This is a genomic window from Variovorax sp. J2L1-78 (assembly GCF_030317205.1).
Classification (GTDB): Bacteria; Pseudomonadota; Gammaproteobacteria; order Burkholderiales; family Burkholderiaceae_C; genus Variovorax; species Variovorax arabinosiphilus.
In genome coordinates, this window is the sequence record NZ_JASZYB010000002.1 from 23,272 (window position 1) to 50,000 (window position 26,729).

Here is a 26,729-nt window from a genome sequence, read left to right on the forward strand (position 1 = left end):
GGGATCAGGCCGCCTTCTTCGTGATGGGCGCCATCTGCGCCACCCACTCGCGCGGGGCCATCGGGAAACCGAGCCGTTCGCGGCTCTCGTAGTAGCTCTGCGCCACGCTGCGCGCGAGGTTGCGGATGCGGCCGATGTAGGCGGCGCGCTCCGTCACGCTGATCGCGCCGCGCGCGTCCAGCAGGTTGAAGCTGTGCGCGGCCTTGAGCACCTGCTCGTAGGCGGGCAGCGCCAGCTGTTCGGTCATCAGGTGCTTGGCCTGCTTCTCGTGCGCGTTGAAGGCGGTGAAGAGGAAGTCGGCGTCGGAATGCTCGAAGTTGTAGGTCGACTGTTCGACCTCGTTCTGCTTGTAGACATCGCCGTAGCTGAGCCCATCCGTCCACGTCAGGTTGTAGACGTTGTCCACGCCCTGCAGGTACATCGCCAGCCGCTCCAGCCCGTAGGTGATCTCGCCGGTGATCGGCTTGCAGTCGATGCCGCCGACCTGCTGGAAGTAGGTGAACTGCGTCACCTCCATGCCGTTGAGCCAGACCTCCCAGCCCAGGCCCCAGGCGCCGAGCGTCGGGTTCTCCCAGTCGTCTTCCACGAAGCGGATGTCGTTCTTCTTCAGGTCGAAGCCCAACGCCTCCAGAGAACCGAGGTACAGCTCCAGGATGTTCGACGGCGCGGGCTTGAGCACCACCTGGTACTGGTAGTAGTGCTGCAGGCGGTTGGGGTTCTCGCCGTAGCGGCCGTCCTTGGGGCGGCGGCTGGGCTGCACGTAGGCGGCCTTCCACGGTTCCGGTCCGAGGGCGCGCAGGAAGGTGGCGGTGTGCGAGGTGCCGGCACCGACCTCCATGTCGTAGGGCTGGAGCAGCGCGCAGCCCTGGTCGGCCCAGTACGACTGCAACTTGAGAATGATTTGCTGGAAGGTCAACATGGAAGCTGGCCGGCGCAGGCCGGACATTGGACAGTCGGCGGGCCGGGGCCCGCGAGGCGCCGATTTTACGGGCCGGGCGGCCTCGGCTTTGGCGTCTCTCCCACACGCGGCCGGGCGCTTGCCCGCCGGACTGTCGGCCGCGACGATGCGATAACCCCTGACGCGCCCGCCACGGGCGTCCACCCGACCTCTCCGATGCCCATCACGCCCCCCGACCTCGCGCCCGACGCGCCCCTCTTCATCGTCCTGAACGCCGGGTCGGGCAAGCACGCGCCCGCGCCGGTGCGCGCCGCGGTCGAGCAGGCCTGCGGCGCCGCGGGGCGGCGGCACCGCATCTTCCTGGTCGAGCAGCCCGGCCAGTTGCAGGCCTTCGCGCGCGAGGCGGTGGAGCGCGCGCGCGCCAACGGCGGCATCGTGGTGGCGGCCGGCGGCGACGGCACCATCAACGCAGTGGCCCAGGCCACGCTCGGCAGCGGTTGCGCCTTCGGCGTGCTGCCGCAGGGCACCTTCAACTATTTCAGCCGCACCCACGGCATCCCGGCCGAGAACGAGGCGGCGCTGCAGGTGCTGCTGAACGAGCCGCCGCGTGCGGTGCAGGTCGGCCTGGTGAACGACAAGGTGTTCCTGGTCAACGCCAGCCTGGGGCTCTATGCGCAACTGCTGGAGGAGCGCGAGGCCTTCAAGCGCGACTACGGGCGCAGCCGGCTGATCGCCCTCGGCGCGGCCGTGGTGACCATGCTGCGCGGCGGACACCGCTCGTGGCGGCTGCGGCTGGCGCTGCGCGGGCAGGAGCGCGACGTGCGCACCCGGTCGCTCTTCGTCGGCAACAATGCGCTGCAGCTGCACCAGGTCGGCATCGACGACGCCGACGCGCCCGAAGAAGGCCGGCTCGCCGCCATCGCGGTCAAGCCCGGCCACTGGTGGTCGCTGCCGGGCCTCCTGGTGCGCGGCGCGCTCGGCAAGCTGGGCGACGCCGACGACATCGTGACCTTCCCCTTCGCCTCGCTGACGGTGAAGCCGGCCGGCTCGCACGGCCGGCGCCGCATCAAGGTGGCGACCGACGGCGAGCTCAACTGGCTGGACATGCCGCTGCTGTTCCGCGTGGCGCCCGAGCCGCTGTGGCTGATCAAGCCGGCCGTGGCGCCGGAGCTCGAGGCGGCGCGGGCATGAGCGTGCTGCTGCAGATCTCCGACACGCACTTCGGCACTGAGCAGGCCCCCGTGGTCGCAGCCCTCGAGGCGCTGGTGCACGACACGCAGCCAGCGCTGGTGGTGCTGTCGGGCGACATCACCCAGCGCGCGACGCGGGCGCAGTTCGCTGCGGCGCGCGCCTTCATGGACCGGCTCGGGGTGCCCTGGCTCGCCATTCCGGGCAACCACGACATTCCGCTGTTCCAGGTGGGCGCACGGCTGTTCAGCCCCTACGGGCGCTACACCGATGCCTTCGGCAGCGACTTGGAGCCGGCGTTCTCCTCGCCCGACTGGCTGGTGCTGACCGTCAACACGACGCGCTGGTACCGGCATGCGGACGGCGAGGTGTCCGAGGCGCAGATCGCGCGCGTGGCGCAACGGCTCGCCAGCGCCACGCCGGCGCAGCGGCGTGTCGTCGTCACACACCAGCCGGTGCTGGTGACCCGGCCCGAAGACGAGCGCAACCGCCTGCACGGCGCCGACGCGGCGTTGCGCCGCTGGGCCGCGGCCGGGGCCGACCTGGTGCTGGGCGGCCACATCCACCTGCCCTTCGTTCGGGCGGCGCACGAGGCCGGCGCCGGCGTGTCGCGCGCGCTCTGGGCGGTGCAGGCCGGCACGGCGGTGTCGTCGCGCGTGCGCGGTGGCCAGCCCAACTCGGTCAATCTGCTGCGGCCGGGCGCTGCGTCCGGGCCGCGCACGTGCACGGTCGAACGCTGGGACCATGCGGCGGCCGAAGGCCGCTTCGTGCCGGGCCAGGTGCACACGCTGGCGCTGGCCGATGCCTGAAGCGTCCGGCACCCCGCTGCTGATCGCGCTGGCGCACGCCATGGCGCCGCATGCCTTGCCGGCCTTTCTGCTTGTGCTGCTGACGGCCGTGACTGCTGGCGGCCTCGCCTGCGGATGGCTTCAGCGCCGGCATGCCGCCCTCGAAGCCGAGACCGAAGCTCGACCACCGCGTCTCGTGCTCAGCCTGGCACTCGGCTTCGCCGCCGTCGTCGCCGCCGCCGCCCTGTTCGCGGGGATCGCCGAACGGGCGACGCCGACGCACACGCTCGGCCGCGCCGACCAGGTGCTGGCCGACGGCATCGCCGCGACGCTGCCCTGGGCGGCGCTGCGCGCCTTCAGCGTGCTCACGCACCTGGGCGACCGCGCGGTGCTGATCGCGATCGGCGTCGGCATGGCCGCATGGCTGCTGTGGCGCCGCCACACCGGCCTGGCGCTGGGCTGGATGCTGGCGCTGGGCGGCAACGCGGTGCTCAACCCGACGCTCAAGAATCTCTTCGAACGGGCGCGGCCGGTGCATGACCACGGCCTGGCCTTGGAGGACGGCTACAGCTTCCCGAGCGGCCACAGCTCGGGATCGATGGTCGTCTACGGAATGCTGCTGTACGTCGCCCTGCAACTGCTGCCACCGCGCTGGCATGCGCCGGCCGTGATGGCGGCGATCGCGGTGATCCTCACCACCGCCTGCAGCCGCATCTTCCTGCAGGTGCATTTCGCGAGCGACGTGGCCGCCGGTCTGCTGTCCGGCGGCACCTGGCTGGCGGTGTGCATCGCCAGCCTGGCATGGGCGCAAGGGCGCACCCGGGCGCGGCCCGCTACTTGAAGGTGTACTTGCGGCCGGCGATCGACACGCTCTGGAGCTGCCACTGGCGCGCGGCCACGCTCACCGAATCGCCCATCACCAGGATCGCACCCGCATGCGGCTTCGCGCAGCGTGCCGGATCGGCGGCGGTCAGCGCCGCACCGGTGTCGCAGCCTGCGGCCGTGCGCTCGCGGAACAGGCCGGCGTCGCCCGAGGGGCCGTCCACGATGCAGGCATTCGGGTAGGTCGCGAAGTCGAAGCCGTCCACACCGGCGAGCGGGTTGCCGTTGTTGCTGTTCGAGGCGGGAACGCCCAGCAGCGGCGTGCCCACGATGTACCAGCCCGGGGTCTTGTCCGTGATCGAGAGCCGGGTCATCCCCGTCGAGAAGTCGGTGGTGTAGAGGTTGGCCGTGCCGGGCGAGAAGCCGATCACGCGGCGCGTGCGCAGGTCGCCGATGGTCGCGCCGGGCAGCGCCATGTTGCACTGCAGGTCGACGATGAAGTTGAAGTACGGCCCGAGGTTGGTGTTGCCGGAGAGGTGCTGCGCCACGATCTCGAGAGATTTGAGGTCGGCCAGCTTCATGCCGTTGAGGCCGCTGAACTGGAGCACCGCCTTGTTGCCGGTGCCGCCGCCCACGAAGGCGCCGATCGGCTGGGCCGCCGTCGCGGGTGCCGCCATGGTCAGGGTGCCATCGGCCACCGACAGCGTCGACGCATTGAGCTGCGGCATGGCCGCCGCGTCCGCCGCCGAGATCACATAGGCGCCGGGCAGCGCGACCGGGGTTTCGCCCGGCTCGGTGGCGGCCACGGACGTGACCACGTCGGCCAGCGAGGTGCCCGCCTGCGCGAGGTTCGCGCTGAGCGCCTCGAGCGCGTCGTCGTAGGCGTCACCCGCGGTCGGCGAGAACACGCCGCTCAGGGGGTCGACGTCGCCCAGCACATACCCGGCGTTCTCCAGCCAGCTCGACAGCGACGCCTTCGCCGCGGGCAGATCGGCCGCCACCTGGGTCAACTGCGCGCCGATGTTGGTGCCTTGCGCGGCCAGCCAGGCGGCCGGGTCGCTGCCCAGCGCCATCGCCATGACCAACTCGGTCACGGGCGTCACGTTGGCGCGGGTCGCATCGACGGCGAAGGAATGCAGGCCCGTCGGATACAGCGTCGCGTCCAGGCTTCCGCCGGTGAGCGTGATGACGCAGGGGAAGGTCTGGCCGGCGGTCTGGACCGACCAGGCGCCGGCATCGGAGGTGGTGGCGTTCAGGACTGCGCCCTGCGCGCACTGCACAGCGATGGCGCCGCCCGCGATCGGCGCGCCGACGGCGGCCGTGCCGCTGAGCGTGGGTGCCGGCGCCACCGGGTCGGCCGGCACGGGCTGGGTGCCTTGCGGCGGTGGCGTCGTGGTGGCCGGGGTACTGCCGCTGTCGGAGCCGCCGCCGCACGCGGCGACGACGCTCAGCACCAGCAGGGCGACCGAGCCTCGAAGAAAAGTGAGGGAACGCGTGGGGAGGATGGGGGTCATGCGTCGACCTTATCGGCGCGCCTTTCACCATCCCAGCGAAGACCGCCACTGGTTGTGAACCGGGCCACAAGCAGCGGCAGGTCGCCCGACCGGCGGCCTCCTTGCTTCAGCCGCGCTTCAGTATTCCCAGAAGATGCGCTGCAGTTCCTTCGTGTCGCTGGTCTTGGTCAGCGCGACCATCGCCAGGATGCGCGCCTTCTGCGGGCGCAGGTCGTGCGCCACCACCCAGTCGTACTTGTCGTCGGGCTGCTCGGCGTTGCGGATGACGAAGCCGTCGGGCACGCGCGAACTACGGATCACCACGATGCCGTCGGCGCGCACCTTCTGCAGGCTGGGCACGATGCGGTCGGCCACCGAGCCATTGCCCGGACCGCCATGGATCAGCGCCTTGATGCCGCTCTTGCCCAGCGCATCGATGGCCGTCGAGGCCACGCCCTCGTAGCCCATGGCGATCTCCACCGGCGGCAGCGACTTGATGGTGTCGATGTCGAACTCGGAGTTCATCGTGTGGCGCTTCACCGGCGCGCGGAACCAGTAGTTGCGGCCCTCGACCACCATGCCGAGCGAACCCCACTGGCTCACGAAAGCGCTGGGCTTGATGTTGAAGTTCTTGCTGACGTCGCGGCCGCTCTCGATGCTGTCGTTCATGGTCAGCAGCACGCCCTTGCCCATGGCGTCCTTGCTGCCGGCGACGCTGACGGCGTCGTACAGGTTGAGTGCGCCGTCGGCCGACAGGGCGGTGCCCGGGCGCATCGACGCGACCATCACGATCGGCTTGTTGGTGTGCACCGTGAGCGTCAGAAAGTACGCGGTTTCTTCCACCGTGTCGGTGCCGTGCGTGATGACGATGCCATCGACGTCGGGCTGCTTGGCCAGCGCCGAGACGCGCTGGGCCAGCACCAGCAGGTTGTCGTTGGTCAGGCTTTCCGATGCCACCTGGAACACCTGTTCGCCGCGCACGTTGGCGACCTTGCCCAGCTCCGGCAGGCCGGCGATGAGCTTCTCGACGCCGACCTTGGCCGCCGCATAGGTGGCGCTGTTGACGGCCGAGGCGCCGGCCCCGGCGATGGTGCCGCCGGTGGCGAGGATCACGACATTGGGCAACGCGGCCTGGGCATGGGCCACGGCGGCGGCGGCCAGCAGCACCGCGGAAGCGGCGAAGCTGCGCAGGCGGGAAGAGGAGATCATGGTGCGTCCTTCTGTGGTTGGGAGAAATCGGAAAGCCGTCATTGGGATACAAGAACGGTGCCCATTTCGTCACCCGTCCATGCAGAGACGACATCGGCCCATGCGCCGCCTGCAACATCGGTGCATCGATGCGGGGCGGTACCATCGCCACCGCGCCGTGCCTGGCGCCGCCGCTCACCTGCCTACCGTGGAAACTCCTGCCGACACCGCCCTTCCCCCTGTGGACATGCCTGCGCCCGACGGGCCGCTGTCGCGGGCCCGTCCCGGGCGCGAACGCATCATGGCGGCGATCCGCGAAGCGGCCATCGCCGAGTTCAGCCTGCACGGGCTCAAAGGCACGTCGACCCAGGCCATCGCGCTGCGCGCCGGCATCACCAAGCCGCAGCTGCACTACTACATCGCCGGCAAGGAAGAGCTCTACGAAGAGCTGCTGATGCAGGTGCTGCACGCCTGGAAGGTCGTGTTCTCCTTCGACCAGGCCGCCAGCGGGCCGGCCGCGGTGCTGAGCGACTACATCCGCAAGAAGCTCGACCACGCCTTCGACCATCCGGAGATGTCGCGCATCTTCACGCGCGAGGTGCTCGACGGCGGCAAGAACCTCGAGGGTTACTGGCCCAACTCGCAGGCTTGGACGCAGAAGAAGATCGACATCATCAACGGCTGGATCGCCCGCGGCCTGATGCGCCCGCTCGACCCGCGCCTGCTGCTGCAGCACATCTGGGCGATGACCCAGTACCACGCCGACTACGCCCTGCAGGCGCGCGTGATGATGGGCGTGGGCACCGAAACGGCCATCGACCGCGAGCAGGTGGCGCGCGAGCTGATCGCGTTCGTGCTTGGCGGCTGCGGCATCCAGACCACGCCGAAATAGCCGGCCGCGCCACGGCCAGCGCCGCGGTTTTCACCTTGAAACATCTGCGACCGCCGCTCTATGGGTAGACCCTGATGACCGCCCCGGGCAAAGGGCGAAGGATGCGTTCTTTGTACTACTTCCGTTCACGCGCGAAGGGTCGAAGATGTCCTCCCCACCCACCGGTATCCTGTCGTACGGATGGATGCCCGGCCCCCACCCGGCGGACGCGCTGCGCGACGACGCGGCGCTGGTGCAGTCGTTGCACGACCTCGGCCAGGGCGCCGCCGATGCCCCGGACACCGTGCTGCCGCTCGACGACGCGGACGAGCCACCGCAGACCGCCCTGCCACCCGCGGCGGTGATGACCTACCTTCCCGCCGCATCGACGGCGCACCCCGCCCTGGAATACGGCGCCACGCCGGCCCGTGACGCGTCGTCCGGCTGGTCCGCCGACGCCCAGGCCACCCGGCGCCTGATGGTCAGCCTCGCGCTCGTCCTGGGCCTGTTCGGCGTGGGGCTCGCGTTCGACTACGTCTATTCCGGGCGGCAGGGCCACGGCGCGGCGCAACAGGCCTTCGAGGCCAGCGTGACGCAGATGCAGGCGGCCGTGGCACGCGGCGACTTCGCAGCGGCGAAACAGGCGCTCGGCCTGGTCGGCACCGCACACGCCGACGACCCCCGGGTGCAGGCGGCGCGGCAGGCCCTCGGCCAGCACGAACAGGCACAAGCGCAGCGGCGCGAGCGCTTGCAGGAAGCGGCACGCCGCGCGTCGCTGGCGCTCGGCTTCCATGCGCCGGCGCGCCCCGAACCCGAGCCGGCCGCTGTCGACGACAGCGTGCACATCGTCGGCGCCATCACCCCGCCACCCGCCGCTGCGGCGCAGCCGGGTGCCTGCAATCCGGCGCTGGTCGCGCTGGCGCTGTGCCAGCCGGCGAACACCGCAAGGAGTGGATATGCCCCCTGATGCCCGCACTCTGCTCCGGCGCGTCGCACGGGCGGCGTTGCTGCCGGGCCTGGCGCTGATCGGCGCCATCGGGGCCTCGGCCGCCGACTACAAGATCGTCACGGCATCGAGCACCGGCACCTACATCCAGGTCGGCCGCGACCTGGCCAAGTGGGTGGCACCGCCGGCGGGCATCGGGCTCGAGGTGCTGGAGTCGAAGGGCTCGGCCGAGAACGTGCTGCGCATGCGCTTCGAGCCGGGCGTGAAGCTGGCGCTGGTGCAGTCCGACGTCTACCAGGCCTTCCTCGACGAGGCCAAGGCCGGCAACGCGGAGGCGGGCAACATCATCCGGCCGCTGCGGCTCGTCATGCCGCTGTACGAGGAAGAGATCTACTTCGTGGTGCGGGCCGATTCGCCGCTGAACGCCATCCACGAGATCCGCGACAAGAAGATCGGCGTCGGGCCGATCGGCAGCGGTACGGCCCTCACCGCGCGCACCCTCTACCAGCGCATGTTCGATGTGCCGCTGCCGGCGAGCAGCGCGCAGTACCTCGCCAACGAGGAGGCGCTGGCCCAGCTGACGGTGGAGAAGAGCATCGACGTGGCAGTCATCGTGGCCGGGCAGCCCGCGAAGCTCTTCACCGAGATGAAGCCAGAGGCGCGTCGCTTCATCAAGCTGCTTCGGCGCGACGACGCCGCCGCCGAGATCGGGCGCGCCCTTGGCACCTACCAGGCCGCGACCATCCGCGCGGCCAGCTACGCCAACTGGCTGGGCGCCGACGTGCCGACGCTGAGCGTGCAGGCCTACCTCGTCACCTACGACTACGGCCTGCGGGCGACGGTCGGCGACCTCACCCGCTTCGCCGACGCGCTGTGTGCCAACTTCGACCAGTTGCAGGCGCAGGGCCACCCCAAGTGGAAGCAGGTGCGGCTCGAGCTGCCGCCGCTCGGCCCGGGCTGGCGCTATTTCGCGCCCATGGAAAAGCGCCTGCGTGCCTGCGCGTCGCAGCGCGCGGTGGCGTCGGTCGGCCTGCCGCCGCTCGGCACGGCGCCGGTGCGCACCAAACCCTGCACCGAGCAGGAAGTCGTGCTCGGCATCTGCCGCCGCTGAATCCATCGACCGGCTGAAGCGGGTCGCCCCGGTCCGCGCCCGGGCGTCTGCGCCATTTCGGTGCGCCCGCGCTGGCACGCCCTTTGCATGAATCTGACCACTTGCTCTGATTAAGTGGTCAAACACCATGCGCGTGCTCGTCGTCTACTGCCATCCGGTCGAAACCAGCTTCGCTTCGGCCCTGCACCAGGAGGTGCTGGCCAACCTGCGCGCCGCCGGGCACGAGGTGGACGACTGCGACCTGTACGCCGAGGGCTTCGACCCGGTGCTCTCGCGCGAGGAGCGCCTGGGCTACCACGAGGTGCCGAGCAACCGCATTCCGCTGCAGCCGTACATCGACCGGCTGAACCGGGCCGAGGCCATCGTCTTCTGCTTCCCGACCTGGTGCTTCGGCCTGCCCGCCATGCTCAAGGGCTTCTTCGACCGGCTCTTCATGCCCGGCGTGGCCTTCGACATCAGCGACCCGGCCAACGTGAAGCCGATGCTCACGCACATCAAGCGCATCTCGGCCGTCGTGACCTACGGCCGCCCACGCTGGGTCGCCTGGTACATGGGCGACCCGCCGCGCAAGATCGTCACGCGCTACATGAAGCGGCTCACCGGCCAGGCCGCGCGTGTCGACTACCACGCGCACTACCACATGAACATCGCGACCGAGCCGCAGCTCACGCGCTTCAAGGCGCGCGTCGGCCAGGCGATGGCACGTTTTGCCTGAGCACCCGATGCACACGCCGACCGTGATCGACAACCTGCTGCTGCCGCGTTGGCTGCTGCCGTCGGACTGGCCGCAGCAGGGCGGCGTCCCCGTGCTGGCGCGCCTTGCGATCGACGCGGGCCGCGTGCGGTCGGTGCAACCGGCCGCACAGGCGCCGGTGCCGTCCGCCGCGGCCTGGGATGCCGCCGGCACGCTGGGCCTGCCCGGCTTCGCCGACGCCCACACGCACCTCGACAAGGCCTTCACGCTGCCGCGCATGAAAGAGGTGCAGCCGGGACTGCTCGGCGCCATCGACGCGATGCTGAACGACCGCGTGCACTGGACGCCCGCCGACGTGCGCGAGCGCGCCGCGCGCGGGCTGCAATGGGCGTGGGAATGCGGCACCACGCACCTGCGCACGCACGTCGACTGGTGGGAGCCTGACGCGACGCCCATGGCCTGGCCCGTGATGGCCGAGCTGGCGCAGGAATGGGCGGGCAGGGTCCGGCTCGAACAGGTGAGCCTGATCAAGCTGCCGCTGTTCGAAGACGCCGCCCAGGCGATGCGCCTGGCGAAACAGGTGAAGGCAACCGGCCCGCACGCCCTGCTGGGCGGCTTCGTGCACTCCACCAACTGGAGCGAGGCCGCGCTGCGCAACCTGCTGGTGGCGGCGCAGGCCTGCGAACTCGACATCGACCTGCACGTCGACGAGGAACTCAACGCCGCGGCCGTCGGCCTGCAGACCACCGCGCGCCTCCTGCGCGAGATCGGCTATGAAGGCCGCGTGGTCTGCGGCCACGTCTGCGCGCTGGCAGTGCAGCCCGAGGCGCAGGCCCTGGCCACGCTCGACGCGGTGGCGCGCGCACCGATCACCATCGTCTCGCTGCCTGCGACCAACCTGCTGCTACAGGACGCCGTCACCGGACGCACGCCGCGCCTGCGCGGCATCACGCTGGTCAAGGAAGCGCGCGAGCGCGGCATCCCACTGCTGTTCGCGAGCGACAACGTGCAGGACCCATTCTGCCGGCTCGGCAGCTTCGACCCGGTCGAGGCGCTGGGCACGGCCGCCCTCGTGGCGCAACTCGACGAACCCTTCGACACCTGGTCGGAAGCACTCTGCCGCAGCGACTGGCTGCAGCGCGCGCCCATTGCCCGCCCGACGCTGGTCGGTGCGCCCGCCGACCTGGTGCTCTTCACCGACGCCGACCGCCACGGCTGGCCGTCGCGCACCGCCAAGCGCGTGGTGCTGCGCGACGGCCACGTGACGCAAGGCGACGCCACGCCCTTCCTTCCCCAATAGCAACACGACACGACAAGGACACCCATGCTCCACGGCTACATCCCCCCGCACCGCTTCCTGCCCTACCTGAGCTGGACCGAGATCGACGCGCTGCCCGACCGCGAGAACACCGTCATCGTGCTGCCCTGCGGCGCCATCGAGCAGCACGGCCCGCACCTGCCCTGCTCGGTCGACAGCGTGATCAGCTCCGGCGTGATGGGCAAGGCGCTCGAAAAGCTCCCCGCCGAGGTGCGCGCCTTCGCGCTGCCGACCATCACCTACGGCAAGTCGGAAGAGCACCTGCACTTCCCCGGCACCATGACGCTGACCGGCACCACGCTGCTGTCGACCATCATCGAGATCGGCGAGTCGGTCTACCGCTCGGGCTTCCGCAAGCTGTTGTTCGCCAACGGCCATGGCGGCCAGCCGCAGGTGCTGGAGATGGCCGCGCGCGAACTGCGCCTGCGCCACGGGGACTTCGTGGTCGTGCCGCACGGCGTATCGCGCCTGCCCAATGCGTCGAGCAAGCAGATCAGCGATCAGGAGAAGCGCCTGTCGATGCACGCCGGCCATTCCGAGACCGCGCTGATGCTGGCGTTGGCCCCCGAGACGGTGCACATGGAACGCGCGGCCGCCAACTTCCCGCCGCCCTTCCCGATCAAGCTGCTGTCGGCCGACGGCCGCCCGGCCTGCGCCTGGACGGCGCGCGACTTCGGGCCGAGCGGCGTGATCGGCGACCCGACCAGCGCCACCCGCGCGCAGGGCCTGGAGATCCTGGACACGCTGTCCGACAGCTGGGTGCAAGCGCTGACCGAGCTGTATGCGCTGCGCTGGATCGTGCGCGACGAGCCCACCTGGGGCCGGGGCCACGAAACCGGCTTCATCCAGACCGCCGAGGGGCTGCGCCACCCCGCCTGAGGCGCGCTCCTTGCATTGCTCCTTCGTCTTTTCCACGCATTTTCTTCACCCCGCACTTCGAGAGGTCCACTCCATGCGCCAACCTTCCGTCTTCCGTCTCGCCTCCCTCGCCGGCGCCGCTGCGCTGGCCTTCGCCGCCGCTGCACCCGCCCAGGCGCAGGACAAGTTCACCTACATGACCAACTGGTACGCGCAGGCCGAGCACGGCGGCTTCTACCAGGCCGTGGCCGAAGGCATCTACCAGAAGCACGGGCTGGACGTGACCATCAAGATGGGCGGCCCGCAGGTCAACATCACGCAGATGATGGCGGCCGGCCAGGCCGACTGCATCATGGGCTCGAGCGACATCCAGATGATGCAGGTGCGCGAGGGCGGCGTGCCGGTCGTCACCGTGGCGGCGTACTTCCAGAAAGATCCGCAGGTGCTGATCGCCCATGAGGACGTCAAGAAGTTCGAAGACCTCAAGGGCAAGACGCTGCTGATCGGCGCGCAGGCGCAGCGCGGCTACTGGCCGTGGCTGAAGGCCAAGTTCGGCTTCACCGACGAGCAGACCCGCCCCTACACCTTCAACATCCAGCCCTTCGTCGCCGACAAGAACGCCGCGCAGCAGGGCTACCTGACCTCGGAGCCCTACGCCATCCAGAAGGCCGGCGTGAAGGCCAACGTGCTGATGTTCAGCGACCACGGCTTCCCCGCCTATGCGACCACCGTGTCGTGCATGGACAAGACCGTCAAGGACCGCAGCAAGCAGGTCGCCGCCTTCGTGAAGGCCTCGGCCGAAGGCTGGAAGAGCTACCTGGCGAACCCGGCACCGGCCAACGCGCTGATCAAGAAGGACAACCCCAACATGACCGACGACCAGCTGGCCTACAGCGTGGCCAAGCTCAAGGAGATGGGGATGATCACCGGCGGCGACGCGGCCAAGCTGGGCATCGGCGTGATCACCGATGCGCGCTCGAAGGCGAGCTACGACTTCCTCGTCGCCTCGAAGCTGCTGGACCCGGCCAAGATCGAACTGGCCAAGACCTACACGACCGAGTTCATCAAGGACGCCAAGGTTCTGCCCTGAACGCGCCCTGAGTGCGCCCTGTCCACGCCCTGAAACCCAGGGGCCGGCCGCACACGGCACGGCCCCCTCGAAAGGCTCTTGAATGAACCGCGTCGAACCCGACACCCTCGCACCGCCGACCGCGTGGGCCCACGCCACACCGGCGGTGGAAATCCTGTCCGCCGAGAAGACCTACCCCAATGGCACGCAGGCCCTGCTGCCGGTGGACCTGAAGATCGCCGAGGGCGAGTTCATCACCTTGCTCGGCCCCTCGGGCTGCGGCAAGAGCACGCTGCTGAAGATGGTGGCCGGCATGCTGGAGCCGACCGACGGCCGCCTCCTGGTCTGGCGCAAGCCGGTCGCGGAGCTGCACGACTGTCCGCACAAGCTGTCCTTCGTGTTCCAGTCGGCCACGCTCATGCCCTGGGCCAGCGTGCAGACCAACGTGCGCCTGCCGCTCGATCTGGCCGGCGTGCCGCGCAAGGAGGCCGATGCGCGCGTGGCCGAAGCGCTGGAACTGGTCGGGCTCGACAAGTTTGCCGGCGCCCTGCCGCGCGCGCTGTCGGGCGGCATGCAGATGCGCGTGTCGATCGCCCGCGGGCTGGTGACGCAGCCCGACCTGCTGCTGATGGATGAGCCCTTCGGCGCGCTCGACGAGATCACGCGCCACCGGCTCGATGCCGACCTGCTCGACCTGTGGCGCAAGAAGAAGCTCACGGTGATCTTCGTGACGCACTCGATCCACGAGGCCGTCTTCCTGTCGAGCCGCGTGATCATGATGGCCGCGCGCCCCGGCCGCGTGGTGGAACAGTTCACCATCGACGAGCCCTACCCCCGCACGCCCGACTTCATGGTGTCGCCGCAATTCAGCCGCTACGCCAAGCAGCTGCAGGACAGCCTGCTGCGCGCCAGCGGCGCCCACGAGGAGACGAGCCGATGAGCGCCGTCACGTCCCGCACGCGCCCCGCCGTGCGTGTGCCCTTCCTCAAGCAGCCGCGCGTGCAGCGGGTGTTCTATCCCGTGATGGTGGGGGTCGTGCTGGTGGCGATCTGGCAGGGCCTGGTCACCGGCATGGAACTGCCCCCGTACCTGGTGCCCTCGCCCTACCTGATGATGGAAACGCTCATCAAGGACTGGGTGCCGCTCGGCAATGCCCTGCTGGTCACGCTCAAGATCACGCTGCTGTCCTTCGTGCTCGCGACCGTCGCGGGGGTGCTGATCTCCTTCCTGTTCGTGCAGAGCAAGCGCATCGAGACGGCCCTGTTCCCGTACGCCGTGCTGCTGCAGGTGACGCCCATCGTCGCGGTCGCGCCGCTGATCATCATCTGGGTCAAGAACCCGGTGGCGGCCATGACGGTGTGCGCCGCGCTGGTGGCGCTGTTCCCGATCATCGCCAACACCACGCTGGGCCTGCGCAGCATCGACCCCGACCTGCAGAGCTACTTCAAACTCAACCGCGCATCGCGCTGGCAGCAACTGGTGCGGCTGCGCATCCCGAGTGCGCTGCCGTACTTCTTCGGCGGGCTGCGCATCTCCAGCGGCCTCGCGCTGATCGGCGCGGTGGTGGCGGAATTCGTCGCCGGCACCGGCGGCTCGGGCGCGGGCCTGGCCTACCAGATCCTGCAGGCCGGCTTCCAGCTCAACATCCCGCGCATGTTCGCGGCCCTGCTCCTCATCTCGCTCACCGGCGTGGGCCTGTTCGTGCTGATGGCATGGCTGTCGAAGCTTGCCCTCGGCTCCTGGCACGCCAGCGAAATTTCTCAAGATTGACACGACCCTTGCCATGAACGCTCCCGTCCCCGCCATCGAGCAGCTGCAGCTCGAACTCCCCGACCTCGACTGGATCAACGACCCGGGCCGCGTCGCGCGCCTGTCGCAGGATTTCGCCTGGTTCAGCCCGGTGCTCAAGCGCCAACTGGAAGACAAGCGCGCCGACACGGTGGTGCGCCCGCGCACCGAGGACGAGATCCGCCGCCTGGTCGGCGCCTGTGCGCGCCGCAAGCTGCCGATCACCATCCGCGGCAGCGGCACCGGCAACTACGGCCAGACGACGCCGCTCGCCGGTGGCGTGGTGCTCGACATGACCGGCTACAACGCGATGTGCTGGGTGCGCGGCGGCACGGCCCGCGCGCAGGCCGGCATCCGCCTGGGCGACATCGAGAAGGCGACGCGGCCCACCGGCCACGAGTTCCGCTGCATCCCCTCGACCTTCCGCAGCGCCACGCTGGGCGGACTGTTCGGTGGCGGCTTCGGCGGTGTCGGCTCGATCAACTACGGGCCGCTCGGCGCACCCGGCAACGTGCTGGGCATCCGCGCGATGACGATCGAACCCGAACCTCAGATCGTCGAGCTGCGCGGCGCCGAGGCGCTGCGCATGCACCACCTGTGGGGCACCAACGGCCTGGTGCTGGAGGTCGAAGTGGCGCTGGCACCGGCGCGGCCGTGGCTGGAAACGCTGGTCACCTTCGAGCGCTTCGACACCGCCCTGGCCTTTGCCGACGCGCTGGCACGCGCGCCGGGCATCGACAAGCGCGAGGTCGCCTTCTTCGGCAGCCCGGTGCCCGACCACCTGGGCCAGCTTGCGGAGTACCTGCCGAAGGGCTGCCATGCGGTGCTCTCGCTGGTCGACGCGCCGGCGGAGGACGCGTTGAAGGACCTGGTCGCCGCGCACGGCGGCACCGTGACCTACCGGCGCGACGCCGCCGAGGTGGCCAAGAGCAACCGCACGCTGATGGAGTTCACCTGGAACCACACGACGCTGCATGCGCTGCGCATCGACAAGTCGCTGACCTACCTGCAGAGCAGCTTCACGCCCGGCCAGTACATCCAGCAGATCACCGAGATGGAAGCGCTGCTGGCGGGCGAGGTGATGATGCACATCGAGTTCCTGCGCAACCTGGACGGGCTCCTGACCTGCAGCGGACTGCAGCTGGTGCGCTTCACGACCGAGGAGCGGCTGAACGACATCATCGCCATCCACCGCGACCGCGGCATCCGCATCAACAACCCGCACACCTTCATCGTGGAAGACGGCAAGGCCGGCGGCGCGCTGCCGCCGGAGATCCTCGCAGTGAAGGCGCGCTTCGATCCGCTGGGGCTGCTCAACCCGGGCAAGCTGCGCGACTGGCCGGTGGTGTCCGCATGAGCTCGGGCAACGTGCCGGTCATGGGCGCGCCCATGGCGAACTACGCCGCCGCCAAACGGGTCGGCGACTTCGTCTTCATGAGCGGCGTGGTGGCGGTCGACCCGTCTAGGCGCCAGGCCGTTGCTTCGTATGAAGATCTGCCGCCGATCGCCCGCGACGAGCTGCGCACGCTCGGCTACGTCACCGGCCAGATGTCGGTGGACGTCTACGAGGCGCCCATCGTCGCGCAGAGCTGGTTCGTGCTCGAACGCATCCGGCAACTGGCGGCGGAGCACGGCGGCACGATGAACGACGTGGTGAAGCTGGTGCAGTACTTCCGCGACATCCGTCAGTACCCCGCGTACAACCGCGTGCGTGGCTTGTTCTATCCGGGCGAGCCGCCCGTCAGCACCGTGGTCGAGGTGTCGCGCTTCCTGCCCGGGGACGCGCTGGTGATCGAGATCGAGGCGACGGCCTACCTGCCGCGCTGATCGCGCCGGCGCTGCCACACGGCGGCAACCACCGCCAGCAGCGACAGGCCCCACAACGGCCACAGCCCGAGGCGCGAGACCCACACCGCATAGGGCGTGAGGCCCGCCCGGCCTTCGACCTCGGCGGTGAGCACCCCGCGCGTCAGGCGCGGCAGCGCATCGGTCACGCGGCCACGGTGGTCGATGACGACGGTGGCGCCGGTGTTGGTCGAACGCACCATCGGCCGCTCGAATTCGAGGGCCCGCATGCGCGAGATGGCCAGGTGCTGGTCGATGGCGACGGTATCGCCGAACCACGCGATGTTGCTGACGTTGAGCAGGATCGTCGGCGCCGTCGCCGCGTTGCGGAAGTTCGCGCCGATCTCGTCGCCGAACAAGTCCTCGTAGCAGATGTTCGGCGCGATGCGCTGGCCCTGCCAGACGAAGGGCGCCTGCGCCAGCCCGCCGCTGCGGAAGTCGCCCAGCGGGATGTTCATCAGCTCGGTGAACCAGCGGAACACGCCCGGCACGAATTCGCCGAAGGGCACGAGGTGGTGCTTGTCGTAGCGGTACGGCTGCGCCTCGCCCGGCTTGAAGCCGAGCACCGAATTCCGGTAGCCGGCGAAGTCGTGGCTTGCCCCGCCCATGCCGACCACCGGCAGCCCGACGATGGCCGCCTGCGTGCCGCTCGCGTAGCGCGCCGCGATGGCTTCGAGGTAGCCCGGCGGCAGTTGGGACGACAGCAACGGCAGCGCGGTCTCGGGCGTGATGACCAGCGGCGCGGTGGCGTCGCGCAGTTGCTCGCCGTACCAGCGCAGCGCGGTGGCGATGCCGCCGCCGGGGATGAACTTCTCGTCCTGCGGGATGTTGCCTTGCAGCAGCGCGACGCCCAGCCTGCCGCGCGCGTTGGACGGCGCATCGGGGTCGTCGCGCAGCAGATCGAGCGCATAGGGCGCCGCGACCAGCACGACGATCAGCGCCGCGGCGCCGTGCCACGTTCGGCCACGCAGCGCCAGCACGGCCAGCGCCGCGATGGCGGCTGCGACCGCGCCGATGCCGTACACGCCCAGCCAGGCGGCATGCACGGCCAGCGGGCCGTCGACATGCGCATAGCCGCCCGCACCCCAGGGAAAGCCGGTGAACCAGCTCCCGCGTAGCAGCTCACCCAGCGTCCAGAGCGCGGCGAACACGAGAGCCGCGCCCACCGGATGTCGCGGCGCGATCGCCACGAACACGCCGCAGGCCACCGCGTAGTACAGCGCGAGCGCCGCCGCCAGGGCCAGCACCGCGGTGGCCGCGAGGGGCGCCGCCATCCCTCCGTAGGTGTGCATCGAGACGAAGAGCCACCAGAAGGTGCCGCAGAGCCAGGCGGTGGTGAAGAGCCAGCCATGCAGTGCAGCGCTGCGCCAGCGCTTCGGCCGGGGGTCGGCGCGCAGCACGTCGAGCTGCCACACCAGCACCGCCAGCGACAGCAGCTGCAGCCACCACAGTGGCCGGCCGTTCCACGGCGCCGCGATGGCGACGGCCTGCGCCAGGCCCGCCGCCACGAAGAGCGCGATGCGCGCGAGGAAGGCGGCACGCGAAGGCGCGTGGGCCGCCGCGGCCATCGACGCGCTCAATCGGATGCGTCGCTGCCGCGCGCCGGCGAAACCTTGAACCAGCGCACCGCGCCGCCCTTGGTGTGCAGCACGACGAAATCGAAGCCGCCCAGCGCATGGTGCTCGCCCTTCTTCGGCACGTGGCCCATCTCGTGCGCGATCAGGCCGCCGATGGTGTCGAAGTCTTCGTTGAGCGCTTCTTCGTCGAAGGTGATGCCGAAGGCCTCGGCCACGCGCTCGATGGGCGTGTCGCCCGACACGCGGTAGGTGTGGTCGGCCAGGCCGAAGATGTCGCCTTCGTCCTCGGCGATGTCGAACTCGTCCTCGATCTCGCCGACGATCTGCTCGAGCACGTCTTCGATGGTGATGAGCCCGGCCACGCGGCCGAACTCGTCGATGACGATCGCCAGGTGGTTGCGGTTGCCGCGGAACTCGCGCAGGAGGTCGTTCAGGCCCTTGCTCTCGGGCACGAAGGTGGCCGGCCGCAGCAACGCGCGGATGTTCAGGCCCGGCGCCCGCTGCAGCTTGAGCAGGTCCTTCGCGAGCAGGATGCCGATGATGTTTTCTTTTTCGCCCTCGTACACCGGGAAGCGCGAGTGCGCGGTGTCGATCACCCCGTGCAGCAGGGTGTCGTACGGCGAGTCGATGTTGATCAGGTCCATGCGCGGTGCGGCGACCATCACGTCGCCGGCCGTCATGTCGGCCATGCGCAGCACCCCTTCGAGCATCACGCGCGACTCGGCGCCAATCACATCGTTGTCTTCAGCGTCTGCGAGGGTTTCGATCAGCTCGTCCCGGGAATCCGGTCCGGGGTGAATGAACTCGGCCAGCTTCTGAAGGAAGCCGCGCTTGTCTTCCCGTTCGACGGGCATGCGTTCAGGGTGAGGGTCGGCCACTGCGGGAGGGCGGAGTTGGGGAGGTGCAAGGATACCGGATTGATTTGACACCCGCGCCGTGGCGGTGTCAGGGCGCGGATTTCTCGCGCGCGGCACGCATGCCGCTGCGCACTTCCTGGACGCCGGCCAGGAAGGACCAGAACTGCTTGGCGCGGGCCTTGAGCTGGTAGTCGACTTCGGCGAAGTGTTCCAGCGCGATCTCGTTCAACCGGCTGTCGAGCGTGGGCGACGGCAGTTGCAGGTGCGCTTCCGATTCGGAACCGCTGCGCACCACGGTGGCACCGGCCTTGCGGGCGATCTTCAGCATCGCGGCGTTCTCGCTCAGCGCATGGATGAAGAGCATGCCGACGCCTTCGTTGCGGGCAACCACGACGGCGCGCTCGAACAGGCGGGCGCCGTAGCCGCGACCCCGGGCATGGCTCGCCACGGAGACGCCGAATTCGGCGCATTCACGCGGCTGGCCACTCGGCGCGAAGGCCACGTGGGCCATGGCGATCAATTCGAGGCGGCGGTTGTAGATGCCGAAGAGCTCGTCGCGCTCGAAGTCGAGGCCGTCGGCGTAGCGCTGCACCTGTTCGTCGGACGCGGCGTAGCCGAAGCGCAGGTAGCGGTCCTGCGGGCTCAGCGCCAGCAGGTGTGCGGCGATGCGACCGCGCTCGCGCGGGCCGATGCTGCGGATGGGCACCATGACGGGCGCCGGCGTGGCGCGACCGCGCGCCTGGGCGTCGACGACCGGGGCCTTCAGGAAGGATCCGAGGCCGAGCGAGGCACGGAGAAAGGCCTTGGCGGGGTTCATGCGTCAAATATAAGGGTTTATCCCTAGATCACAAGATACCGGTTTCACAGAGCGAGACGAAGCGCACGGATTGGGGTGTTTACCCCAGAGAATTCAACGAAACGTTGCGTTCGCGCATCCTTTGGCACTCCGGCGGTCCCGCGCACAATGGCGCTTTTCTCTGCCTCCAAGGAGTCGCGATGTCCCGCTTTTCTTGCTTTCCATCTCTTGCCGGCCTGGCGCTTGCTGCCGTCCTCGGCGGATGCGCCATGACGCCGACCGCCGGCACCGCCCCCTCGCGCCTGGACACCGTACAGAAGTCGACCACGCTGCGCGTCTGCTCGCCCGGCGACTACAAGCCCTTCGCCTTCCAGCAGGCCGACGCCCCCTTCGAAGGCATTGATGTCGACCTGGTGACCGCGTTCGCCGGGAGCTTGGGCGCAAAGCCGGTGTGGGTCAAGACCACCTGGGCCAACCTGCTGCCGGACCTGGTCGCCGACAAGTGCGACATCGCCGTCGGCGGCGTCTCGGTGACGACCGAACGCCAAAAGCGCGCCTTCTTCAGCGCGCCCTACATGGTGAACGGCAAGACGCCGATCGCGCGCTGTACGGACGTCGCGAAGTACCAGACGGTCGCGGCGATCGACCAGCCGCAGACGCGTGTGATCTTCAATCCGGGTGGCAGCAACGAGCGCTTTGCCCGCGCGAACTTCAAGCGCGCGAAGATGACGATGCACGGCGAGAACGTGACCATCTTCGACGAGATCCTGGCCAACCGTGCCGATGTGTTCGTCACCGAATCGGCCGAGGCGATCACGCAGCAGCGCCTCAAGCCAGGCCTGTGCGCCATCAACCCCGAGAAACCGCTGCAGTACGGCGAGATGGGGTGGATGCTGCCGCGCGACGACGTGGCCTTCAAGGCCTACGTCGACCAGTGGCTGCACCTGTCGCAGGCCAGCGGCGACATGCAGCGCGTGATGGACCGCTGGCTCAAGTAGACCGAGCCCCGCCATCCTGGGGCAAGCCCCGGGGTGGTATCGACACGGCGCCTCGCACAATGGGCTCCAAAGGAGCACGCATGCAACCCTCCGTGTTGAAGAGCTATCCGGCCGGCGTGCCGCACGAGGTCCACCCCGAACAGTACCGCTCGCTGGCGCAGATGTTCGACGAGTCGTTCCAGCGCCACGCCGAGCGGCCGTTCTCGGTCTGCATGGAGCGTTGGACCAGCTATGCGGAATTGGACCGGCAATCGAAGGCGCTGGGCGCCTGGCTGCAGTCGCTGGAATTGGAGGCAGGCGCGCGGGTAGCGATCATGCTGCCGAACATCCCGCAGTTCGCCGCCACCATGTGTGCGGTGCTGCGCGCCGGCTACACCTGCGTGAACGTGAATCCGCTGTACACGGCACGGGAGCTCGAGCACCAGTTGAAGGACTCGGGCGCGACGGTGATCGTCATCCTCGAGAACTTCGCGTCCACGCTGCAGCAGGTGATCGGACGCACGCCGCTGCAGCACGTGGTGGTGACGGCGATGGGCGATCTTCTGGGGGGTCTGTACGGCACCTGGATCACGGTGGCCGTGCGGCATCTGGCGCGCATGGTGCCGCCGTACAAGCTGCCCCTGGAAGGCCGGACCGTCACCCCATTCACGCAGGCGTTGGCCGACGGCGCGGGCCGTGAACTCGGCCCCGACACGAGCACGCTCGACAGCATCGCCTTCCTCCAGTACACGGGCGGCACCACCGGCCTGTCGAAGGGCGCTGTGCTGACACACCGGAACATCGTCGCCGCGACGCTGCAGGCCGAGGCTTGGTTCACGCCGGCGCTGGCACGCGCGGGCGATCTGGGCAAGGTCAACAGCATCGCGGCGCTGCCGCTGTATCACATCTTCGCGCTCACGCTCTGCCTGCTGGCGATCCGCCAGGGCTCGCACCTGACGCTGATCCCGAACCCGCGGGACTTCGACAAGTTCGTCGCCGTGCTGAGGAAGCGGCCGTTCCACATGCTGCCGGCGGTCAACACGCTCTTCAACGCGCTGCTGATGCACCCGGAGTTCGCCAAGCTCGACTTCTCGACGCTGTTCGTGTCGCAGGCCGGCGGCATGGCAGCGTCCGAAGGCACCGCCCAGCGGTGGTTCGAGGTCACCGGCTGCCCGATGATCGAAGGCTGGGGCATGAGCGAGACCTGTGCGATCGGCACCAACAACCCGGTCAGCAACACGCACTTCACCGGCAACATCGGCCTGCCCTTGCCGGGCATCGAGATCGCGATCAAGGACGACGAAGGCCGGACGCAGCCTGAGGGCCAGGCCGGTGAGCTGTGCATCAAGGGCCCCAATGTCATGGTGGGCTACTACCGGCAACCGGCGGAGACGGCAGCCGCCTTCACCGCCGATGGCTTCATGCGCACGGGCGACATCGCCCTGATGCAGGCGGACGGCTACAGCCGCATCGTGGATCGCAAGAAGGACATGATCCTGGTGAGCGGCTTCAACGTCTTTCCGAACGAACTCGAGAACGTGATCTCGCTGTGCCCCGGTGTGCTCGAATGCGCGGCGATCGGCATTCCGGACGAGAAGCAGGGCGAGGCGATCAAGGTCTTCGTCGTCCGCAAGGATCCGGCGCTGACGGAAGACGCCGTGCTGCGCTATTGCGCCCAAGCCCTGACCGGCTACAAGCGTCCGCGAAGCATCGAGTTTCGTGATGCGCTGCCCAAAAGCAACGTGGGGAAGATCCTGCGTCGACAGCTTCGCGTGCACATGGCATCCGTTCAGCCGTGACGACAGCGCTGCCCAGCGGGGTGTCTGTTTTCGAGCGCGGCTGGTTGTCTTCGAACAATGTGCTGCTGGATGGCGATGCGCCCGTGCTGGTCGACAGCGGCTATGTGGCGCATGCGGCGCAGACCGTCGATCTGGTCGAGCGGGAATTGGGCGGCCGCCCACTTGCGCTGTTGGTGAACACACATCTGCACAGCGATCACTGCGGCGGCAATGCAGCGCTGCAAGCGCGATATGCGTCACTCCACACCGAGATTCCTCCGGGGGATGCGGACACTGTCGCGCAATGGGACGAAGCGGCGCTCAGCTACCGCGCGACGGGACAACGGTGTCCGCGCTTTCGCGCCGATGGGGTGCTGCTATCCGGCATGCGACGTCGTCTTGGCAGGCATGACTGGGAAGTTCACAGCGCCCCAGGACATGATCCACATTCGATCGTGCTGTTCGAGTCCGAGAGCCGCACCTTGATCTCCGCGGACGCGCTGTGGGGAAATGGCTTCGGCGTCGTCTTTCCCGAACTCGTGGGCGAGCCATCGTTCGATGAAGTCGCCGCAACGCTCGACCCGATCGCCACCTTGAATCCCCGGACTGTCATTCCCGGACATGGGCCCGTCTTCGGCGACACAAGCGCAGCCTTGGATCGCGCCCGTCGGCGTCTGGACGGCCTGATGTCAGACCCCGGAAAGCATGCCCGACATGCCTTCAAGGTATTGATCAAATTCAAACTACTGGACGCGCAACGCATGCCGGAAAACGAATGGCGCGCTTGGCGAGATGGAACGCCTTACTTTCAGGCAATTCACCGGCGGTTTTTCCCTGAATGGGAATTCTCAGCGCTTGCGGAGGAGATGTTGGACGACCTCATCCGCTCAGGCGCCGCAAAACGATCGGCCGGCACCATCGATAACGCCTGAGCTAATCCGGATTTGCGACGCACAAATAAGAAAGCCCCAACCGACTGGTTGGGGCTTTCTAGGCTGTAAGAGCCTGACGATGACCTACTTTCACACGGGAACCCGCACTATCATCGGCGCTGACGCGTTTCACTGTCCTGTTCGGGATGGGAAGGAGTGGTACCACGTCGCTATGGTCATCAGGCATAAAGGGTTGTCAGCTTGATCTGTGATCAAGCAAACGAATTCATAGAGTTTGGAATCAGCTTTTGGCGAATTATTTTGAATGCGTCAACTTGGCATAACACCTTGATCAGATTGATCAAAGTTATAGGGTCAAGCCGCACGAGCAATTAGTATCAGTTAGCTTAACGCATTACTGCGCTTCCACACCTGACCTATCAACGTCCTGGTCTTGAACGACTCTTTAGGGGGCTCAAGGCCCCGGCAGATCTCATCTTGAAACGAGTTTCCCGCTTAGATGCTTTCAGCGGTTATCTCTTCCACACTTAGCTACTCGGCAATGCCACTGGCGTGACAACCGATACACCAGAGGTGTGTCCACTCCGGTCCTCTCGTACTAGGAGCAGGCTTCCTCAAATCTGCAGCGCCCACGGAAGATAGGGACCAAACTGTCTCACGACGTTTTAAACCCAGCTCACGTACCTCTTTAAATGGCGAACAGCCATACCCTTGGGACCGGCTACAGCCCCAGGATGAGATGAGCCGACATCGAGGTGCCAAACACCGCCGTCGATATGAACTCTTGGGCGGTATCAGCCTGTTATCCCCAGAGTACCTTTTATCCGTTGAGCGATGGCCCTTCCATACAGAACCACCGGATCACTATGTCCTGCTTTCGCATCTGCTCGACTTGTCAGTCTCGCAGTTAAGCACGCTTATGCCATTGCACTATCGTCACGATGTCCGACCGTAACTAGCGTACCTTCGAACTCCTCCGTTACGCTTTGGGAGGAGACCGCCCCAGTCAAACTGCCTACCATGCACTGTCCCCGATCCAGATAATGGACCTAGGTTAGAACCTCAAACACACCAGGGTGGTATTTCAACGTTGGCTCCACAAGATCTAGCGACCCTGCTTCAAAGCCTCCCACCTATCCTACACAGATCTGTTCAAAGTCCAATACAAAGCTACAGTAAAGGTTCATGGGGTCTTTCCGTCTTTCCGCGGGGAGATTGCATCATCACAAACATTTCAACTTCGCTGAGTCTCAGGAGGAGACAGTGTGGCCATCGTTACGCCATTCGTGCAGGTCGGAACTTACCCGACAAGGAATTTCGCTACCTTAGGACCGTTATAGTTACGGCCGCCGTTTACTGGGACTTCAATCAAGAGCTTGCACCCCATCATTTAATCTTCCAGCACCGGGCAGGCGTCACACCCTATACGTCCACTTTCGTGTTTGCAGAGTGCTGTGTTTTTAATAAACAGTCGCAGCCACCGATTTTTTGCAACCCATTCATGCTTCGTTGTTCACTACACACTAATAGGGCACACCTTCTTCCGAAGTTACGGTGTCAATTTGCCGAGTTCCTTCTCCTGAGTTCTCTCAAGCGCCTTAGAATACTCATCTCGCGCACCAGTGTCGGTTTGCGGTACGGTCGTATATAGCTGAAGCTTAGTGGCTTTTCCTGGAACCTCGTTCAGTCACTTCACGGACAAGTCCGCTCGATCGTTGGCCTCGGTATATGTGCACCGGATTTGCCTAATGCACGCCTACATCCAACTAAACCAGAATAATCCAATAACTGGATGACCTATTAAGATCCGTCCCCACATCGCACTATATATCGGTACAGGAATATTGACCTGTTTCCCATCAGCTACGCATCTCTGCCTCGCCTTAGGGGCCGACTCACTCTACGCCGATGAACGTTGCGTAGAAAACCTTGCGCTTACGGCGAGGGGGCTTTTCACCCCCTTTAACGCTACTCATGTCAGCATTCGCACTTCTGATACCTCCAGCACGCTTTACAACGCACCTTCACAGGCTTACAGAACGCTCTCCTACCACTTGCAATAAATTGCAAATCCGCAGCTTCGGTAACTGGCTTAGCCCCGTTACATCTTCCGCGCAGGACGACTCGATCAGTGAGCTATTACGCTTTCTTTAAATGATGGCTGCTTCTAAGCCAACATCCTGACTGTTTTAGCCTTCCCACTTCGTTTCCCACTTAGCCAATTTTAGGGACCTTAGCTGGCGGTCTGGGTTGTTTCCCTCTTGAGTCCGGACGTTAGCACCCGGTGCTCTGTCTCCCAAGCTGTACTCATCGGTATTCGGAGTTTGCCTTGGTTTGGTAAGTCGCCATGACCCCCTAGCCAAAACAGTGCTCTACCCCCGATGGTAATACTTGAGGCACTACCTAAATAGTTTTCGGAGAGAACCAGCTATTTCCAAGTTTGTTTAGCCTTTCACCCCTATCCACAGCTCATCCGCTAGTTTTGCAACACTAGTCGGTTCGGACCTCCAGTACCTGTTACGGCACCTTCATCCTGGCCATGGATAGATCACTTGGTTTCGGGTCTACACCCAGCGACTGATCGCCCTATTCGGACTCGATTTCTCTACGGCTTCCCTATTCGGTTAACCTTGCCACTGAATGTAAGTCGCTGACCCATTATACAAAAGGTACGCAGTCACCCCTTACGAGGCTCCTACTTTTTGTAAGCACGCGGTTTCAGGATCTATTTCACTCCCCTCCCGGGGTTCTTTTCGCCTTTCCCTCACGGTACTAGTTCACTATCGGTCAATGATGAGTATTTAGCCTTGGAGGATGGTCCCCCCATATTCAGACAGGATTTCTCGTGTCCCGCCCTACTTGTCGCAAGCTTAGTACCACACAGGTCATTTCACGTACGGGGCTATCACCCGCTATGGCCAGTCTTTCCAAACTGTTCCGTTATGTCTTGTGCTATCACTTGCAGGCTTCTCCG

General features: G+C 67.0%; 23 protein-coding genes and 2 rRNA genes (1 of these 25 running past the window's edge). 17 read left to right on the forward strand and 8 right to left on the reverse strand.

What is annotated here, in order from left to right:
- Positions 1–4 precede the first annotated feature (4 nt).
- Positions 5–919: a glycine--tRNA ligase subunit alpha gene (gene glyQ, locus QTH86_RS13890; protein ID WP_286646818.1), complete on the reverse strand. Its 915-nt coding sequence runs from the start codon at positions 917–919 to the stop codon at positions 5–7.
- 201 nt (positions 920–1,120) lie between these two features.
- On the opposite strand from glyQ, the gene QTH86_RS13895 reads away from it, so the two are divergent.
- From QTH86_RS13895 to QTH86_RS13905, 3 genes are read left to right on the forward strand one after another with little or no spacing between them, the layout of a single operon-like run.
- Complete coding sequence (locus QTH86_RS13895) at positions 1,121–2,089, forward strand: diacylglycerol/lipid kinase family protein (protein WP_444813886.1); 969 nt, start codon at positions 1,121–1,123, stop codon at positions 2,087–2,089.
- The gene (locus QTH86_RS13900; protein ID WP_286646820.1) at positions 2,086–2,895 is read left to right on the forward strand and encodes a metallophosphoesterase family protein; all 810 of its coding nucleotides are present in this window, start codon (positions 2,086–2,088) and stop codon (positions 2,893–2,895) included. Before QTH86_RS13895 ends, QTH86_RS13900 begins: the two co-directional genes overlap by 4 nt.
- Positions 2,888–3,715, forward strand: a complete 828-nt coding sequence (locus QTH86_RS13905; RefSeq protein WP_286646821.1) for a phosphatase PAP2 family protein — start codon at positions 2,888–2,890, stop codon at positions 3,713–3,715. Before QTH86_RS13900 ends, QTH86_RS13905 begins: the two co-directional genes overlap by 8 nt.
- On the opposite strand, the gene QTH86_RS13910 is transcribed toward QTH86_RS13905, so the two are convergent.
- Entirely contained in the window at positions 3,708–5,210 is a 1,503-nt protein-coding gene (locus QTH86_RS13910) for a hypothetical protein (RefSeq protein ID WP_286646822.1), read from the reverse strand. The genes QTH86_RS13905 and QTH86_RS13910 overlap by 8 nt on opposite strands.
- A 117-nt stretch (positions 5,211–5,327) precedes the next feature.
- Positions 5,328–6,398: a type II asparaginase gene (locus QTH86_RS13915; protein ID WP_286646823.1), complete on the reverse strand. Its 1,071-nt coding sequence runs from the start codon at positions 6,396–6,398 to the stop codon at positions 5,328–5,330.
- A gap of 226 nt (positions 6,399–6,624) precedes the next feature.
- On the opposite strand from QTH86_RS13915, the gene QTH86_RS13920 reads away from it, so the two are divergent.
- From QTH86_RS13920 to QTH86_RS13970, 11 genes are all read left to right on the forward strand, one after another.
- Entirely contained in the window at positions 6,625–7,269 is a 645-nt protein-coding gene (locus tag QTH86_RS13920) for a TetR family transcriptional regulator C-terminal domain-containing protein (RefSeq protein ID WP_286646824.1), read from the forward strand.
- Positions 7,270–7,414: 145 nt separating this feature from the next.
- On the forward strand, positions 7,415–8,215 hold the full coding sequence (locus tag QTH86_RS13925) for a hypothetical protein (protein WP_286646825.1): 801 nt from the start codon (positions 7,415–7,417) through the stop codon (positions 8,213–8,215).
- Positions 8,205–9,305: a TAXI family TRAP transporter solute-binding subunit gene (locus tag QTH86_RS13930; protein WP_286646826.1), complete on the forward strand. Its 1,101-nt coding sequence runs from the start codon at positions 8,205–8,207 to the stop codon at positions 9,303–9,305. Before QTH86_RS13925 ends, QTH86_RS13930 begins: the two co-directional genes overlap by 11 nt.
- Positions 9,306–9,432: 127 nt before the next feature.
- Entirely contained in the window at positions 9,433–10,020 is a 588-nt protein-coding gene (locus QTH86_RS13935; protein WP_286646827.1) for an NAD(P)H-dependent oxidoreductase, read from the forward strand.
- A 7-nt stretch (positions 10,021–10,027) separates the two neighbouring features.
- On the forward strand, positions 10,028–11,299 hold the full coding sequence (locus QTH86_RS13940; RefSeq protein ID WP_286646828.1) for an amidohydrolase family protein: 1,272 nt from the start codon (positions 10,028–10,030) through the stop codon (positions 11,297–11,299).
- A gap of 24 nt (positions 11,300–11,323) precedes the next feature.
- The gene (locus QTH86_RS13945) at positions 11,324–12,196 is read left to right on the forward strand and encodes a creatininase family protein (RefSeq protein ID WP_286646829.1); all 873 of its coding nucleotides are present in this window, start codon (positions 11,324–11,326) and stop codon (positions 12,194–12,196) included.
- A gap of 73 nt (positions 12,197–12,269) precedes the next feature.
- A complete protein-coding gene (locus QTH86_RS13950) occupies positions 12,270–13,265 on the forward strand; it encodes an ABC transporter substrate-binding protein (protein ID WP_286646830.1) in 996 nt (331 codons plus the stop codon).
- 82 nt (positions 13,266–13,347) lie between these two features.
- Positions 13,348–14,184, forward strand: coding sequence for an ABC transporter ATP-binding protein (locus QTH86_RS13955; protein ID WP_286646831.1), 837 nt, complete (start codon positions 13,348–13,350; stop codon positions 14,182–14,184).
- A complete protein-coding gene (locus QTH86_RS13960) occupies positions 14,181–15,014 on the forward strand; it encodes an ABC transporter permease (protein WP_286646832.1) in 834 nt (277 codons plus the stop codon). The genes QTH86_RS13955 and QTH86_RS13960 overlap by 4 nt, the downstream gene beginning before the upstream one ends.
- 13 nt (positions 15,015–15,027) lie before the next feature.
- On the forward strand, positions 15,028–16,389 hold the full coding sequence (locus QTH86_RS13965; RefSeq protein ID WP_286646833.1) for an FAD-binding oxidoreductase: 1,362 nt from the start codon (positions 15,028–15,030) through the stop codon (positions 16,387–16,389).
- Entirely contained in the window at positions 16,386–16,859 is a 474-nt protein-coding gene (locus tag QTH86_RS13970; RefSeq protein WP_286646834.1) for a RidA family protein, read from the forward strand. The genes QTH86_RS13965 and QTH86_RS13970 overlap by 4 nt, the downstream gene beginning before the upstream one ends.
- Here QTH86_RS13970 and lnt read toward each other — a convergent pair.
- The 3 genes from lnt to QTH86_RS13985 all read right to left on the reverse strand — a co-directional run bounded on the left by lnt (position 16,844) and on the right by QTH86_RS13985 (position 20,128).
- Positions 16,844–18,445: an apolipoprotein N-acyltransferase gene (gene lnt / locus QTH86_RS13975; RefSeq protein WP_286646835.1), complete on the reverse strand. Its 1,602-nt coding sequence runs from the start codon at positions 18,443–18,445 to the stop codon at positions 16,844–16,846. The genes QTH86_RS13970 and lnt overlap by 16 nt on opposite strands.
- An 8-nt stretch (positions 18,446–18,453) precedes the next feature.
- Complete coding sequence (locus QTH86_RS13980) at positions 18,454–19,332, reverse strand: CorC family transporter (protein WP_286646836.1); 879 nt, start codon at positions 19,330–19,332, stop codon at positions 18,454–18,456.
- Between the two features lie 67 nt (positions 19,333–19,399).
- Entirely contained in the window at positions 19,400–20,128 is a 729-nt protein-coding gene (locus QTH86_RS13985; RefSeq protein WP_286646837.1) for a GNAT family N-acetyltransferase, read from the reverse strand.
- Positions 20,129–20,307: 179 nt separating this feature from the next.
- Between QTH86_RS13985 and QTH86_RS13990 the strand changes: the two genes are divergently transcribed.
- The 3 genes from QTH86_RS13990 (at position 20,308) to QTH86_RS14000 (ending at position 23,794) form a co-directional block, all read left to right on the forward strand.
- Positions 20,308–21,105 (forward strand): transporter substrate-binding domain-containing protein, encoded by a 798-nt coding sequence (locus QTH86_RS13990; protein ID WP_286646838.1) that lies wholly within the window; start codon positions 20,308–20,310, stop codon positions 21,103–21,105.
- An 80-nt stretch (positions 21,106–21,185) separates the two neighbouring features.
- Positions 21,186–22,883 (forward strand): AMP-binding protein, encoded by a 1,698-nt coding sequence (locus QTH86_RS13995; protein WP_286646839.1) that lies wholly within the window; start codon positions 21,186–21,188, stop codon positions 22,881–22,883.
- A complete protein-coding gene (locus QTH86_RS14000) occupies positions 22,880–23,794 on the forward strand; it encodes an MBL fold metallo-hydrolase (RefSeq protein WP_286646840.1) in 915 nt (304 codons plus the stop codon). Before QTH86_RS13995 ends, QTH86_RS14000 begins: the two co-directional genes overlap by 4 nt.
- Before the next feature lie 71 nt (positions 23,795–23,865).
- Here QTH86_RS14000 and rrf read toward each other — a convergent pair.
- Both rrf and QTH86_RS14010 read right to left on the reverse strand, forming a co-directional pair.
- Positions 23,866–23,978 (reverse strand): 5S ribosomal RNA (gene rrf / locus QTH86_RS14005).
- A 127-nt stretch (positions 23,979–24,105) separates the two neighbouring features.
- A 23S ribosomal RNA gene (locus QTH86_RS14010) occupies positions 24,106–26,729 on the reverse strand; it runs 252 nt beyond the window's last position.